Genomic DNA, 13853 nt, shown 5'->3' with positions numbered 1-13853 from the left:
CCCTCTTCGTCAGCGGGCGTGCAGGCGGAACGGCAGGCGGACAGTGATGAACTCGTCGTTGTCCGGCTGCCCGGCCGTCCGTCCGGACGAGAACGGGAAGTTGTTGTCGTTGAGGATGCCGAGCGTGCGGTCATCGAGGATCACGACATCCTCGATGGTCTGGAACGGGAAGCGGAAGGTCTCGCCGAACCCGCCCAGGCCCTTCGGGTTGGCCAGGTCCAGGAGGTCGGCGGCGAGCGTCTTGTCCAGCGCGCCGTCGTGGTCACGGTCGCGGGTGTCGGCCAGGTAGACGCGCTTGAGCTTGGCCGCGTCGCCCTGCTCGTTGTCCCGCTCGATGATGAGGAAGCGGTGCTCGTCCACCGCGATGGCGTCGCCGATCGCGTTGGTCGGGCTGTCCAGCTTGTACGTCCAGCGCTTGCCGGTGTACGCCCGCTTCCGGACGTCGAACTCGTTCAGCCGCAGCGTGCCCGCCGGGTCTCCGCTGACCGTGCCCTCCAGCAGCGGGTAGAGCCACCGGCCGTCGGCGGAACGGGCCATGCCCTCGAAGCCCTTGCTGCCGGCCAGGTTCGGCGTCGCGCCGTTGAGGGTCGGGTTCTCCGGCGCCTTGACGCCGGGCAGCTCGATCGGCGCCTCCAGCAGCGTGCCGGTGGCCGAGAAGTGCAGCAGGAACGGGCCGAACTCGTCGCCGATCCAGTACGTGCCGTCCGCCGCCCGGACGATCGACTCCACGTCGAAGTCGGCGCCGGTGAGCACCCGGTCCGCCCTGGTCAGCGGCCACGAGACCCGGCCGCGCGGGTCTGACAGGTTGAACCCGCCCAGCACCCGTACGGTGCCCGCTTTGAAGTCCGGCCTGACCCGGTGCACGCGCAGCAGGAAGTCGGCGCTGTTGTTCTTGCCGCCGTACCCGTTGTCGGACAGCACGTCGAAGCTGCCGTCGCCGCGCCGGACGATGCCGCTGAACCCCTGGACCGGCTGGCCGGCGAAGGGCGGCGTGACGCCGTTGATCGGGGTGGTGCCGATCTGGGAGCCGGAGGGCTCGCTGCCGGGTACGAAGGTCTGCGCCGGGAGCGCGGCGAACCCGGTCAGCGTGGCGCGGCCCGTGTTGTCCCGCGCGCCGTCCTGTGCGGCGGCGTAGGACGCGGGACCGGTCGTGGGGGCGAGGCTCACGGCCAGCAGGGCCGCGCCCACCGCGAGGGAGATGTGTTTCATGACCGGCACGCTAGGAGTGTCACATGACGTGGTTCCAAACACAGTGCGTACGAATCATTCACTTTCGGGCGATCAAGATGATCGATCCAGGTGCCGGTTCTTCCTCGAACGTTCACCATAAGGACGGAGTGCGGGGTGCCGCCCGTTCCCGCGACGCAATTGGGTCGGCTCCTGCAGACGTCAACGTTGGAGGCGATGTCCCATGTCCGCACCTGTCTCTCGCCGTTCCTTCCTCGGCCGCAGCGCCGCCGGTGGCCTCGGCATAGTGTTCGCCGGCAGCATCGAGGCGATCGCCGGGCCCGCCGCGTTCGCGGCCACGCGGCCCCCGCTCGGCTACGGCCCGCTGGTCGCCGATCCGGCCGGGGTGCTGGCCCTGCCCGCCGGGTTCTCGTACCGGATCGTCGCGGAGGCGGGGGTGACGCTGCTGGAGAGCGGCGAGCCGACGCCGAGCGACGCGGACGGGACGGCGAGCTTCACCCGTGGCAAGGGCATCGGGGTTGACGGCGACGAAGCGGACGCAGAGCTCGGCCGTGGCAAGGGCGGCGCCACGCTGGTCAACAACCACGAGATCGGCGGCAGCGAGCCGTACCGGGTGCCCGCGTTGCCTGGCCTCACCTATGATCCGGGCGCGGGCGGTGGCACCACCAACATCGACGTGGACGCGCACGGCGTACGGATCCGCGAATACGTCAGCCTGGCCGGCACGCACAACAACTGCGCGGGCGGCAAGACCCCCTGGAACACCTGGCTGACCTGCGAGGAGACCGAGCAGCGGGCCGGTGGCGCCTTCCAGAAGGACCACGGGTACGCGTTCGAGGTCGACCCGTTCGACCGGAAGGCCAACCAGGACCCGGTGCCGCTGAAGTTCCTCGGCCGTTACTCGCACGAGGCCGTCGCCGTCGACCCGAAGACGTCGGCGATCTACCTGACCGAGGACGCGTCCGGCCCGAACGGGCTGTACTACCGCTGGACGCCGCCGAAGCGGTTCCACGGCGGCAAGGGCGCGCTGCGGGAGCTGGCCCTCTCCGACGGCGGCGCGACCGCGGGCAAGCTGGAGGCGCTGAGCTGCTATCGCGACGGCACGCACGTCGCCGACCTGTCGGAGGCCACCTCCCCCGGCACCCGCTACCAGGTCCGGTGGGTGGAGGTGCCCGAACGCGACGCGCTCGTCCAGTCCGTACGCACCCAGCTCCCCAACGACCAGATCACCCGCAGCCGCAAGCTGGAGGGCGCCTGGTGGGCGGATGGCGGCGCCTATTTCGTCGCGAGCTACGCCCGCCACACCGACGGCAGCGTCAACGAGCACGACGGCCAGGTGTGGTTCTACGACCCGCACCACCAGACGGTCACGCTGAAGACCATCTTCGGCGTCAACCCCGACCCCACCCAGGACACGAACTACGACGGCCCGGACAACATCACCGTCTCGCCGTACGGAGGAGTGATCCTCGCCGAGGACGGAGAGGGCATCCAGCACCTGGTGGGCGTCACCGCGCAGGGCAAGGCGTACCCGATGGCGCGCAACGAACTCAACGACAGCGAGTTCACCGGCCCCAACTTCAGCGCGGACGGCCGGATCCTGTTCGCCAACATCCAGAGCCCCGGCCACGTCCTGGCGATCACCGGCCCGTGGCGCCGTCCCTCCAACGCCGACTGACCCAGTCCGACGCCGGCTGGACCGGCTCGGCCGTGGCGCGGAGACCGGAGTTCGTTATCCGGTCTCCGCTGGGAATTCACGGCCGGTTCACCACGTGCGCCTAACGTCCGGGTTACGGCGAGACGATGGGGACAACGACATGGAGCACGTGACGTTCCTGGTCGTCGTGGTGATCATCACGGCGCTGGCCTTCGACTTCACCAACGGTTTCCACGACACGGCCAACGCGATGGCCACCTCCATCGCGACCGGCGCGCTACGGCCCAAGGTGGCGGTGGCGATCTCGGGCGTACTGAACATCGTGGGCGCCTTCCTGTCAGTGGAAGTCGCCAAGACGATCTCTGGCGGGATCGTGGACGACAAGCTGGTGACACCGCCGATGGTGTTCGCCGGGCTGATCGGCGCGATCCTGTGGAACCTGCTCACCTGGCTGTTCGGGCTGCCGTCCAGCTCCTCGCACGCGCTGTTCGGGGGCCTGATCGGCGCGGTCTGGGTCGGGGCCGGGATGCGCGGCGTCCATTTCGACACGGTGCTGCAGAAGATCCTCATCCCGGCGCTGGCCTCGCCGCTGATCGCCGGGTTCGTGGCCATGACCGCCACCTACCTGGCGTACACGATCACCGCCCGCGCCCGGCACGAGTCGGTGACCAGCACCTTCCGCTTCGGTCAGATCGCCTCCGCGTCGCTGGTGTCGCTGGCTCACGGCACCAACGACGCGCAGAAGACCATGGGCGTCATCACCCTGACGCTGATCTCGACCGGCGCGCTCGCCTCCGGCTCCGGCCCGCCCGTCTGGGTGATCGCCGCCGCCGGGCTGACCATCGGCCTGGGCACCTATCTGGGTGGCTGGCGCATCATCCGTACCATGGGCAAGGGCCTCACCGAGATCGAGTCCCCGCAGGGCTTCGCCGCCGAGGCGAGCGCGACCACGGTCATCCTGGCCTCCTCCCACCTGGGCTTCGCGCTGTCCACCACGCAGGTGGTCTCCGGCGCCATCCTCGGCACCGGCCTGGGCCGGCGCCTGGCCCAGGTGCGCTGGGGCCTGGCCGGCCGGATGGCACTGGCCTGGCTGCTCACCCTGCCCGCGGCGGCCGCGGTGGGCGGAGTGGCCGCCGCCGTGGCCACCACCGGCACGCTCGGCGTCACCATCGCCGCGGTGGTCGCGATCGCCGTCTCAGCCGGCCTGTACGCGGCCAGCCGCCGCGAGCCCGTACACGCGGGCAACGTCAACGAACTGCCCGCCCAGCCAGAGCGGGTCGCCGCCTGAACCAGCTGCCCTGCCACAGCGGGTGCCGCCCGAAACCAGCTCCCCGCCCAACCGCAGCGGGTCGCCGCCTGAGGGGATCGTGATGGACATCAAATGGGCCGCTCTCGGCCAAGTCCTCGTCGTCAGTCTGGCCGTCAGCGTCGTCGTCGTGGTCGTCTTCTCCCTCGGTGTGCTGGCGATATCGGCCCGCCAGGTAGCCGAGGAGCGGCAGGCCACGGGCACCGGCCCGCTGACCGCCGCCGTCCTGTGCTTCGCCGCTTGTGCGGCGGTGGTCGGCTACGGCATCTACCTGATCGTCCCGCAGTTCCACTGACCTCGCGTGAATCCGGCGCAGGTCCACGAGGTCCTTCTGTACGGCGTCCCTGAGGACGCGGCGCAGCTCGCCGTGCTCGGCCCAGCCGGCGGCGAGATCCACGATCGTCCGGCCGGGGGTCGTCACCGGGATCCCCTCGACCACGCTCACCTCGTCCGGCTTCAGCGACGCGACATGCATCTTCGTCGCCCGGGGCCCCTCGAACTCCTCCGGCACGGTGAACGTCACCAATGGGCTCGGCTCGGCGCCCAGCCCGTGCAGGCCGCAGGCCGACTCGTGCGACAGGACGGCGTCCTCATGCAGCGACTGCGACCGCTCGCCTATCCGATGGCCGCCTGGCTGGCGATCATGCCGGAGAGTTTCCGCTGGGAGCGTAACGCGGCCCCGTGGCCGACCACGCGAGCTGGTAGACCGCCCAATCCAGCTCGACCAGCAACGCGGACTCGGCGAAATGGAGCAGCGCTGGCTTGTCGATCTCCAGCCGGCCGGCCTGCGCCTCCGTGATCAGCCCGCTCTGGCGCGCGGCGACGGCCGAAAGCGTGGCGAACTGCTCTTCCCACATCATTCCTCCACCAAAGATCCGCGTGACAAGGACAACCTAGCCGCCCAGGCCTCCGCGGCTGGCGCTCACGGGCATACACGCAGGTCAGGAGTTTGAAGCCGGTGGAGCTGGCCATGCTGAGCGTAGGGCCGAAGGGGGACTCATGGCGGTGACGACGCTCACGCAGGAGACGGTGACGAGCCTGTCGGAGCAGGTGGCGGTCCCCTCCTACGACCGGTCGCGGCTCACGACCGGCATCGTGCACTTCGGGGTCGGCGGATTCCATCGCGCGCATCAGGCGATGTACCTCGACCGGCTGATGAACGAGGGCAAGGCGTTCGACTGGGCGATCTGCGGGGTCGGGGTCCTGCCCGGCGACGCCCGGATGCGGGACGCGTTGACCGCGCAGGACGGCCTCTACACGCTCGTGCTGAAGCACCCTGACGGTACTCGCGAAGCCCGCGTCATCGGGTCGATCATCGAGTATCTCTTCGCCCCCGACGATCCGGAGGCGGTCATCGAGAGGCTGGCCGACCCGGCCGTACGCGTCGTGTCCCTCACCGTCACCGAAGGCGGCTACAACATCCATCCCGTCACCGGTGAGTTCGACCCGGAGTCCCCGGCCATCCGCGCGGACCTGGCACCCGGTGCGGTCCCGGCCACGGTGTTCGGCCTGGTCACCGAGGCGCTGCGGCGGCGGCGTGCTCGGGGCGTGACGCCGTTCACGGTCATGTCGTGCGACAACATCCAGGGAAACGGCGACGTGGCCCGCCGTACCTTCACCGCCTTCGCCCGGCTCGCCGACCCCGAGCTCGCCGCCTGGATGGAGCGCGAGGTCGCCTTCCCCAACTCCATGGTCGACCGCATCACCCCGGCCACCACCGACGAGGATCGCGAGGACGTGGCCCGGCGGTTCGGGGTGCGGGACGAGTGGCCGGTCATCTGCGAGCCGTTCACGCAGTGGGTGCTGGAGGAGCGTTTTCCCGGTGGCCGGCCGCCGTTCGAGGAGGTGGGGGTGCAGGTCGTCGCGGATGTCGAGCCGTACGAGCTGATGAAGCTGCGCCTGCTCAACGCCGGGCACCAGGCGCTGGCCTACTTCGGCTTCCTCAGCGGCCACCACTACGTCCACGAGGCGGCGACCGATCCGGCGATCGCGACGTTCCTGCTCGACTACATGGACATCGAGGCCACGCCCACGCTGCGGCCGGTGCCGGGCGTCGATCTGGACGTCTACAAGCGGACCTTGATCGAGCGTTTCTCCAACTCCGAAGTACGGGACACGCTCGCCCGACTGTGCGCCGAGTCGTCGGACCGGATCCCGAAGTGGCTGCTTCCCGTCGTACGCGAGCAGCTGGCCAAGGGCGGTTCGGTGACCCGGGCGGCCGCCGTGGTGGCCAGCTGGGCGCGTTACGCCGAGGGCGTCGACGAATCGGGGGCACCCATCGCGATCGTCGACCGGCTGAAGGATCGGCTGACGGCCATCGCGCGGACGCAGCGCCAGGACCCTACGGCGTTCATCGCGAATCGGGAGCTCTTCGGTGATCTCGTCGATGACGAGCGGTTCGTGCGGCCGTATCTGCTCGCGCTGGAGTCGCTGCGCGCCAAAGGCGCCCACGCCACGGTTCGGGAGCTCGCGGAGCACCGCACCTGACAATTTTACTTAACTCACGAAAGCCAAAATATCCCCTTCTTTCTACGAAAATCTCACATATGAGTTTTCAAACAATGTCGATAAGGGATAAACCTGGTCTCATCGCCCTTTTCTTATGCGGTATCGGGGGGTGAAGAGGCGGTGAACTATCCACCTCAACCGAGCAGGCGCGACATTCTTCGTGGAGCCATGGCCGCCGGCGCAGCGGTGACTCTCGGCGGCGGGCTGAGCGCTTGTGGATCTCGCGGCGATGTGGCGCGAGCCGGCACGACCGACCAGTGGCGCCAGTTCCAGGGCGCCACCCTGAACTTCATCTCGGAGAACACCGCCCCCACCGCCGCCATCGCCGCCAACACCAAGCCGTTCACCGATCTGACCGGGATCAACGTCAACATCGTCACGCTGGAGCTGACCGCCCTGGTCCAGCGGGTCGCCCTGGACCTGGCCTCGGGCCGGGCCCAGTACCAGGTGATCTACGCAGACCCCTACCAGGTGCTCGCCCCGTACCAGCGCGGGCTGGTGGACCTGCGGACGCTGGAGGCGGACCCGAACCTGCCCCGCCTGCCCGGCGGCATCGGTGACTTCATCCCCGTCCAGATGGACGCCGCCGGCCGGTTCGTCGATCCCGCGGCCTACTACGCCCTTCCCTATGACGCGCCGACGATGATCTGGCAGTACCGGCAGGACCTGTTCGCCAAGTACCACGACCGCATGGCCCACGACCTCGGGTTCGACCCCACTCCGGGCGGAGACCGGACCTGGGAGGAGTACTTCCGGATCGCCCAGTGGTTCAACAAGAACGCCACCTCGGACGTCAAGTACGGCACCGGCCACCAGGCCAGGCAGCACGACTCCCTCATGAACGACTTCAGCAACGTCCTGTGGTCCTACGGCGGCGCCTACTTCGACCACGGCAAGGAAGTGGGCCGTCTGGGCTCACGGGACCCGGGACCGTGCAGGCTCGACTCCGAGGCCGCCATCGCGGGCGCGGAGTTCTACAACCGGCTGCTGTCCATCGCCGACCCGGCCTCGAAGACGTGGGACTGGGACGGCGTCGGCGCCGCCTTCCGCGCGGGCCGCCTGGCGATGTGCCCGAACTGGCATGAGTTCGCGGCCAGCAACGAGCAGGTGCTGCCCGGCAAGGTCGGCTACGCGGTGCTGCCCAAGGGGCCGGTCGCCACGGCCAACATGTACGGCGGCACCGGGGTCGGGATCAGCGCGAACACGATGCCCAACGAGCGCGGCGCCGCCTGGCTGTTCCTCGTCTGGGCCACCTCCCCCGAGACGCAGCTGGCCAACCTCAAGAGCAAGGCCGGTGGCGGCACTCCCACGCGTACATCCGTCTATGAGATGCCGGAAGTGCGCGCGGCCGAGAAGCGGCCGTCGTCGATGCCCAACATGCTCACGGCCGCCGCGGTACAGCAGGCCTGGACGCCCGAGCGGATCGGCCTGCGACCCAAGATCCCCATGTGGAACGAGTGCAACACCGCGATCTTCACCCAGCTGTCCACGATGCTCAGCGGGGCGGAGTCACCGGCGAACGCGATGCGTTCGATCAAATCCCGGGTGGACCGGATCGTGGCACGAGGGTGGGTGGCCTAGATGGCGCACGCGGCGGAGACCTCAGCGGCGGTACCTGGCTCGGCCCAGCCGAAGAGCGCAGGCCGCAAGGAGCCGCGGGTCGGCTTCGAAGGCTGGATGATGGCCCCCGGCCTGCTGCTGCTGGCCGCGCTGTCGATCGTGCCGTTCATCGCCCTGATCGCGATGAGCTTCTCCCACGTCCGGCTGCTGGGCGGGGTGAAGCTCGACCTGGTGGGGCTCAACAACTGGGCGCGCTTCTTCACCGACGCGGACATGTGGCTGTCCTGGCTGCGGACGATCATCTTCTTCGTGCTCACCGTGGGGCTGGAGATGGGCCTGGGGATCGGCATCGCCCTGTGCCTGTTCCGCGTGCTGCGCGGCCGTAACATCCTGCTCGGCCTGCTGTTGCTGCCGATGTTCGCCGCGCCGTCGATCGTCGGCCTGCTGGGGCGCTACCTCACCGACTCCACCTTCGGGCTCTACGCGTGGGTGCTGCGCGGGCTCGGGTACACCGGTGACATCCTCGGCGCCCCGGTCAGCGCCTTCGCCGCCGTCGTGCTCATGGACGTGTGGGAGTGGACCCCGCTGATCGCCCTGATCACCCTGGCCGGGCTGTCCAGCGTGCCGCAGTCGGTACGGGAGGCCGCCGCCGTCGACGGCGCCCGGGGCTGGATGACGCTGCGCTACATCCTCTTCCCGGCGATCTCCAATGTGCTGCTCGTCGCGCTGCTGATCCGCTCCATGGACGCCATCCGCTTCTTCGACATCATCTGGGTCACCACCAACGGCGGCCCAGCCGACGCGACCAAGATCGTGCCGGTCCGGCTGTACGAGACCGCGTTCCGCTTCTTCGACCTGGGCTACGCCGCCGCCATCGGCCTGGCGATGCTGGCCTTCTCGATCTTCATCGCGCGTACCTTCGTCCGGCTGCTGGACGTGAGGGGGTTGACCCGATGAGCACCTCGATGACACCGCCGGCGGCGCCCATACCTCCGGAGACCCTTCCCGGCGAGGCCACCCGGCCACCGGTCACCGCCGCCCCGCGCGGCGAGGCCCAGTCGCCGCTGGAGGAGAGCAGCCGGCGTACGCGGTGGCTGGTGACGCTGCTCATCGTGCTGGCGCTGCTCTGGACGCTGGTCCCCCTGATCTGGATGCTGATGTCGTCGTTCAAGAACGCCGAGGCCGTGACGGCGGCCACGCCGCAGTTCTTCTTCTCGCCGACCTTGGACAACTATCGCCACCTGTTCACCGGTGCCAACAACCTCGGGCCGTACATCGTGCACAGCGTGCTGGCCGCCGGGATCTCCGCGCTGCTCGCGGTCGGCCTGGGCGCGCTGGCCGGGTACGGCCTGGCGCGCACCCACATGCGCGGAAAGAAACACCTGGCCTTCTGGATCATCTCCACCCGTATGGCGCCTATCGCGGCGGTCGTGGTGCCGCTGTTCCTCATCTTCCGCGGACTCGGCCTGATCGACTCGATTCCCGGGCTGATCCTGGCCTACCTGACCTTCAACCTGCCCTTCGCCATCTGGCTGATGAGCGCGTTCTTCGCCGAGGTGCCCTCGTCGCTGGAGGAGTCGGCGCTGGTCGCGGGCTGCTCCCGCTGGCAGGCCTTCTGGATGGTCATCCTGCCGCTGACCAAGTCGGGGCTGGTCACCACGTTCATCCTGTGCCTGGTCTTCGCCTGGAACGACTACGCCTTCGCCGTGGTCTTCTCCGGGCCGAACTCCCAGACGCTGCCCATCGCCGCCTCCCAGCTGGTCACGCAGACGGGCATCGACTGGGGGCAGCTCACCGCGATCGGCACGATCGTGGTCGTGCCGATGATGCTCGCCGGGCTCGCCGTGCGCCGCTGGCTGGTCACCGGACTCACCCTCGGCGCCATCACCGGGGAGTAGGTGAGGCTATGCGCGCGGCCGTACTGCACGGCATCGGCAAGATCCTGCTGGAGGAGCGCCCCCGGCCCGAGCCCGGTCCCCGGGAGGTGCTGGTACGGGTCGCGTCGGTCGGCACATGCGGCTCGGACGTGCACTACTACGAGCACGGCCGCATCGGCGACTTCGTGGTGGAATCGCCGCTGGTCCTGGGTCACGAGCCGTCCGGCACCGTGGTCGTCAGCGGGCCGGGCGTCGGCCGCGAGCTGGTGGGGCGGCGCGTCTCGGTGGAGCCGGGCATGCCGGACTTCACCTGCCGGCAATGCCGGGCCGGCCGGTACAACCTCTGCCCGCGGATGCGGTTCTTCGGCACCCCGCCGATCGACGGCGCCTTCTGTGAGTACGTCGTCGTGCGCGAGGAGTTCGCCTACCCCGTCCCCGACAGCCTGTCCGATGACGCCGCCGCGCTGATCGAGCCGCTGTCGGTGGGCGTGTGGGCCTGCCGCAAGGCCCGGGTCCAGCCGGGCGCCCGCGTGCTGGTCACCGGCGCCGGCCCGGTCGGGCTGCTGTGCATGCAGACCGCCCTGGCCTTCGGCGCCACCGACGTCCTGGTCACCGACGTGAACCCCGTACGGCTCAGGGTGGCCCGCGACCTGGGCGCGAGCGAGATCCTCGACGTGCGCGAGAACCCGCTGTCCGACGCCGGGTTCGAGCCCGACGTGCTGCTCGAATGCTCGGGTCAGCCGGCCGCGATAGGGCCGGCCATCCGCGCCGTCGGACGGGCCGGGCGGGTCGTCCTCGTCGGCATGGGCGGGGACGAGATCCCGCTGCCGCTGGCCCACGTACAGACCCGCGAGCTGGAAGTGACGGGCACGTTCCGCTACGCCGGCACCTGGCCGGCGGCCATCGCGTTGGCCGCCGCCGGCCGGGTCCAGCTGGACGCGCTGGTGACCGGCCATTACGGCTTGGCCGAGGTCGAGCAGGCGCTCACGGCCGGCGCCCGTGACCCCGAGCTGGTCAAAGCCGTCGTCCGGCCGCAGGAGTGAGTTTTAGGGGAGATCATGTCCAGAGTTCTTTACGACGAGGCGACCAGGGTCTATCCCGGAACCGAGCGGCCCGCGGTCGACGCGCTCGACCTCGACATCCATGACGGTGAGTTCCTGGTCCTGGTCGGTCCGTCGGGGTGCGGGAAGTCAACGTCGCTGCGCATGCTCGCCGGGCTGGAACGGGTCGACGGCGGGCGCATCTCCATCGGCGACCGGGACGTCACCCACCTGGCGCCGCGTGACCGGGACATCGCCATGGTGTTCCAGAATTACGCGCTTTATCCGCACATGTCGGTGGCCGACAACATGGGCTTCGCTCTGCGGGTGATGAAGGCGCCCAAGGAGGAGATCGACCGCCGGGTCAAGGAGGCCGCAGGCCTGCTGGACCTGACCGAGTTCCTCGACCGCAAGCCCAAGGCGCTCTCCGGCGGGCAGCGGCAACGCGTGGCGATGGGCCGGGCGATCGTCCGCGAGCCGAAGGTGTTCCTCATGGACGAGCCGCTGTCCAACCTGGACGCCAAGCTCCGGGTGCAGACGCGCACCCAGATCGCCGCCCTGCAGCGCAGGCTCGGCGTGACGACCGTCTACGTGACCCACGACCAGGTCGAGGCCATGACGATGGGCGACCGGGTCGCCGTACTCAAGGACGGCGTGCTCCAGCAGGTCGACACGCCGTTGCGGCTGTATCAGCACCCGGCCAACGTCTTCGTGGCCGGCTTCATCGGCTCGCCGTCGATGAACCTCGCCGAGTACCCGGTCGAGGGCGACGAGGCGATCCTGGACGACACGCGGGTGCGGCTGAGCCGCGAGACGATCCAGGCGCTCAAGGAGGAGGGCGGCGACCGCGTCATCCTGGGCTTCCGGCCGGAGGGCGTCGAGGTGGTGGGCGAGGGCACGCCGGGCAGCTTCCCGGTCACCGTCACCGTCGTGGAGGAACTCGGCTCGGACGCCTTCCTCTACGGCCAGTACGCCGACACGACCGACCCGATCCGCCTCGGACAGACCGTCATCGCCCGCGTCGACCCCAACATGCCCCCGGCCAAGGGCGAACGGGTCCGGCTGCGCATCCTGCCGGGCAAGGAACGCCTCTTCTCCCCGGCCACCGGCCGGCGGCTGCCCGCCTGACCGGAGGCTCGCCCGAGGTCGCCGGGCGGTCAGCCGACCGTCGAGCCGGACTTCTGGTCGGTCGCGCCCGGCACCGGGGCGGACGGGTCGGATCCGAGGTCGACGATCCGGTTGCGCCCGTCGACGTGGACGACGGACGGGACGTACGACTTGACCTCGCTCTCGTCCACCTGCCGATAGCTCATGATGATGACGAGGTCATCCGGGGACACGAGGTGGGCGGCCGCGCCGTTGATACCGATCACCCCCGAACCCGCCGGCCCTTCGATGACGTAGGTCGTCAGCCGGGAGCCATTGGTGATGTCGACGACGTGGACCTGCTCGCCCTCGACGAGGTCGGCCGCGTCCATGAGGACTCTGTCGATCGTGATCGAGCCGACGTAGTGCAGGTCGGCCTGGGTCACGGTGGCCCTGTGGATCTTTCCGCCGAGCAGGGTGCGCTGCATGTCCATGCCCTCCGAAGAGTCGGTAAAAGTTAGGTAATGCTATCCTAAGTACACCCATCGACTCCCGCCTGTGCAACCCCCCGGCCAGCGGTGACCGAGGCGCCGGAGGGCACAGAGACAAGGAACTCAGATGACTCCTCCCGGCACCATCCGTCCCTGGCGAGCCGCGGCGATCGCCGTGGCGTGCGTCCTCATGGTGAGTTCGCTGATCTCGTGTTCGAGCCCCGCGCCGGCCCCGAAGGCCATGGCGGCGGCCGATCCGGCCTTCCCTGTGTCCATCGACCACAAGTTCGGGTCCACCACGATCAAGTCGCGGCCCACCCGGGTGGTCACCGTCGGGTGGAACGACCAGGACTACGCCCTCGCCCTCGGCGTCGTGCCGGTGAGCACGCGGGAGTGGTTCGAGGAATACCTCACCTATCCCTGGGTCAAGGCGGCGCTGGGCGGCAAGCCGTTGCCCACGTTCTCGGCGGAGATCAACTTCGAGGCCATCATCAAGCAGCGGCCCGACCTGATCATCGCGATCTACGAGACGATCAACAAGCAGACGTACGACAAGCTCTCGCAGATCGCCCCGACGGTGGTTCAGTCCAGCGCGTATCCGGACGAGCAGACGCCGTGGGACGTCCAGACGCTCACCACGGGCAAGGCACTGGGCAAGTCCGCGCAGGCGCAGGCGCTCGTCGACAAGGTCAACGGCAAGATCGCCGCGGCGAAGCAGGCGCATCCCGAGTTCGCCGGGAAGGTTCTGGTGGTGGACTACGGGCCCGAGAACGGGCAGCACTACCTGATCCCGGGCCGCGACCCGCGGCGGGCGCTGTTCGACGCGCTCGGCTTCGCCGCCCAGAGCCAGAGCGGCGACATCAGCGAGGAGCGGCTGGACCTGCTCGACAAGGACGTGCTGTTCGTCAACGGCTCGACCAAGGCGAAGATGACCTCCTCGCCGGTCTTCTCCCGGCTGAACGTGGTCAAGACCGATCGGACCATTTATACGGACTTCTCCACTCCGCTCGGGGGCGCGTTGTCGTACAGCGGGCCGGACGCGCTGCTCTACGCGCTCGACGTGCTCGTGCCCCAGCTGGCGAACGCGGCCGACATGAAGCCGTCGACCGCGATCACCGACCTGTCCAACGTCACCTGACC

At 69.3% G+C, this 13853-nt stretch carries 13 protein-coding genes; 10 read left to right on the top strand and 3 right to left on the bottom strand.

The features are described from left to right. Window positions 1-9 precede the first annotated feature (9 nt). Window positions 10-1209 (bottom strand): esterase-like activity of phytase family protein, encoded by a 1200-nt coding sequence (locus AB0C30_RS34170; RefSeq protein WP_357952256.1) that lies wholly within the window; start codon window positions 1207-1209, stop codon window positions 10-12. A 202-nt stretch (window positions 1210-1411) separates the two neighbouring features. Between AB0C30_RS34170 and AB0C30_RS34165 the strand changes: the two genes are divergently transcribed. The 3 genes from AB0C30_RS34165 to AB0C30_RS34155 all read left to right on the top strand — a co-directional run bounded on the left by AB0C30_RS34165 (window position 1412) and on the right by AB0C30_RS34155 (window position 4446). Next, entirely contained in the window at window positions 1412-2866 is a 1455-nt protein-coding gene (locus tag AB0C30_RS34165; protein WP_357952255.1) for an alkaline phosphatase PhoX, read from the top strand. Window positions 2867-3005: 139 nt separating this feature from the next. Next, window positions 3006-4133 (top strand): inorganic phosphate transporter, encoded by a 1128-nt coding sequence (locus AB0C30_RS34160; protein ID WP_357952254.1) that lies wholly within the window; start codon window positions 3006-3008, stop codon window positions 4131-4133. Between the two features lie 82 nt (window positions 4134-4215). Further along, complete coding sequence (locus AB0C30_RS34155; protein ID WP_357952253.1) at window positions 4216-4446, top strand: hypothetical protein; 231 nt, start codon at window positions 4216-4218, stop codon at window positions 4444-4446. Window positions 4447-4792: 346 nt separating this feature from the next. On the opposite strand, the gene AB0C30_RS34150 is transcribed toward AB0C30_RS34155, so the two are convergent. Continuing rightward, the gene (locus tag AB0C30_RS34150) at window positions 4793-5011 is read right to left on the bottom strand and encodes a hypothetical protein (protein ID WP_357952252.1); all 219 of its coding nucleotides are present in this window, start codon (window positions 5009-5011) and stop codon (window positions 4793-4795) included. Window positions 5012-5150: 139 nt separating this feature from the next. Between AB0C30_RS34150 and AB0C30_RS34145 the strand changes: the two genes are divergently transcribed. The 6 genes from AB0C30_RS34145 to ugpC all read left to right on the top strand — a co-directional run bounded on the left by AB0C30_RS34145 (window position 5151) and on the right by ugpC (window position 12264). After that, a complete protein-coding gene (locus AB0C30_RS34145; RefSeq protein ID WP_357952251.1) occupies window positions 5151-6638 on the top strand; it encodes a mannitol dehydrogenase family protein in 1488 nt (495 codons plus the stop codon). 189 nt (window positions 6639-6827) lie between these two features. Further along, entirely contained in the window at window positions 6828-8240 is a 1413-nt protein-coding gene (locus AB0C30_RS34140; protein WP_357952250.1) for an extracellular solute-binding protein, read from the top strand. Continuing rightward, window positions 8241-9176: a sugar ABC transporter permease gene (locus AB0C30_RS34135; RefSeq protein WP_357952249.1), complete on the top strand. Its 936-nt coding sequence runs from the start codon at window positions 8241-8243 to the stop codon at window positions 9174-9176. It begins immediately after the preceding gene. After that, a complete protein-coding gene (locus AB0C30_RS34130; protein WP_357952248.1) occupies window positions 9173-10117 on the top strand; it encodes a carbohydrate ABC transporter permease in 945 nt (314 codons plus the stop codon). Before AB0C30_RS34135 ends, AB0C30_RS34130 begins: the two co-directional genes overlap by 4 nt. An 8-nt stretch (window positions 10118-10125) precedes the next feature. Next, the gene (locus AB0C30_RS34125) at window positions 10126-11139 is read left to right on the top strand and encodes an NAD(P)-dependent alcohol dehydrogenase (protein WP_357952247.1); all 1014 of its coding nucleotides are present in this window, start codon (window positions 10126-10128) and stop codon (window positions 11137-11139) included. A 15-nt stretch (window positions 11140-11154) separates the two neighbouring features. Beyond that, entirely contained in the window at window positions 11155-12264 is a 1110-nt protein-coding gene (gene ugpC / locus AB0C30_RS34120; protein ID WP_357952246.1) for a sn-glycerol-3-phosphate ABC transporter ATP-binding protein UgpC, read from the top strand. Window positions 12265-12293: 29 nt separating this feature from the next. Here the strand turns inward: ugpC and panD are convergent, their stop codons facing one another. Continuing rightward, entirely contained in the window at window positions 12294-12710 is a 417-nt protein-coding gene (gene panD, locus AB0C30_RS34115; protein ID WP_357952245.1) for an aspartate 1-decarboxylase, read from the bottom strand. Between the two features lie 130 nt (window positions 12711-12840). Between panD and AB0C30_RS34110 the strand changes: the two genes are divergently transcribed. Next, the gene (locus AB0C30_RS34110) at window positions 12841-13851 is read left to right on the top strand and encodes an ABC transporter substrate-binding protein (protein WP_357952244.1); all 1011 of its coding nucleotides are present in this window, start codon (window positions 12841-12843) and stop codon (window positions 13849-13851) included. Window positions 13852-13853 lie beyond the last annotated feature (2 nt).

Source organism: Nonomuraea sp. NPDC048901 (genome assembly GCF_040649695.1).
Classification (GTDB): domain Bacteria; phylum Actinomycetota; class Actinomycetes; order Streptosporangiales; family Streptosporangiaceae; genus Nonomuraea.
This window is presented reverse-complemented; position numbering and strand designations above follow the sequence as displayed.

Coding starts and splice junctions, on each gene's coding strand:
- AB0C30_RS34165 (WP_357952255.1), top strand. CDS start 1,412: ATGTCCGCACCTGTCTCTCGCCGTTCCTTCCTCGGCCGCAGCGCCGCC.
- AB0C30_RS34160 (WP_357952254.1), top strand. CDS start 3,006: ATGGAGCACGTGACGTTCCTGGTCGTCGTGGTGATCATCACGGCGCTG.
- ugpC (WP_357952246.1), top strand. CDS start 11,155: ATGTCCAGAGTTCTTTACGACGAGGCGACCAGGGTCTATCCCGGAACC.
- AB0C30_RS34150 (WP_357952252.1), bottom strand. CDS start 5,011: ATGATGTGGGAAGAGCAGTTCGCCACGCTTTCGGCCGTCGCCGCGCGC.
- AB0C30_RS34130 (WP_357952248.1), top strand. CDS start 9,173: ATGAGCACCTCGATGACACCGCCGGCGGCGCCCATACCTCCGGAGACC.
- AB0C30_RS34140 (WP_357952250.1), top strand. CDS start 6,828: ATGGCCGCCGGCGCAGCGGTGACTCTCGGCGGCGGGCTGAGCGCTTGT.
- AB0C30_RS34170 (WP_357952256.1), bottom strand. CDS start 1,209: ATGAAACACATCTCCCTCGCGGTGGGCGCGGCCCTGCTGGCCGTGAGC.
- AB0C30_RS34135 (WP_357952249.1), top strand. CDS start 8,241: ATGGCGCACGCGGCGGAGACCTCAGCGGCGGTACCTGGCTCGGCCCAG.
- panD (WP_357952245.1), bottom strand. CDS start 12,710: ATGCAGCGCACCCTGCTCGGCGGAAAGATCCACAGGGCCACCGTGACC.
- AB0C30_RS34110 (WP_357952244.1), top strand. CDS start 12,841: ATGACTCCTCCCGGCACCATCCGTCCCTGGCGAGCCGCGGCGATCGCC.
- AB0C30_RS34145 (WP_357952251.1), top strand. CDS start 5,151: ATGGCGGTGACGACGCTCACGCAGGAGACGGTGACGAGCCTGTCGGAG.
- AB0C30_RS34155 (WP_357952253.1), top strand. CDS start 4,216: ATGGACATCAAATGGGCCGCTCTCGGCCAAGTCCTCGTCGTCAGTCTG.
- AB0C30_RS34125 (WP_357952247.1), top strand. CDS start 10,126: ATGCGCGCGGCCGTACTGCACGGCATCGGCAAGATCCTGCTGGAGGAG.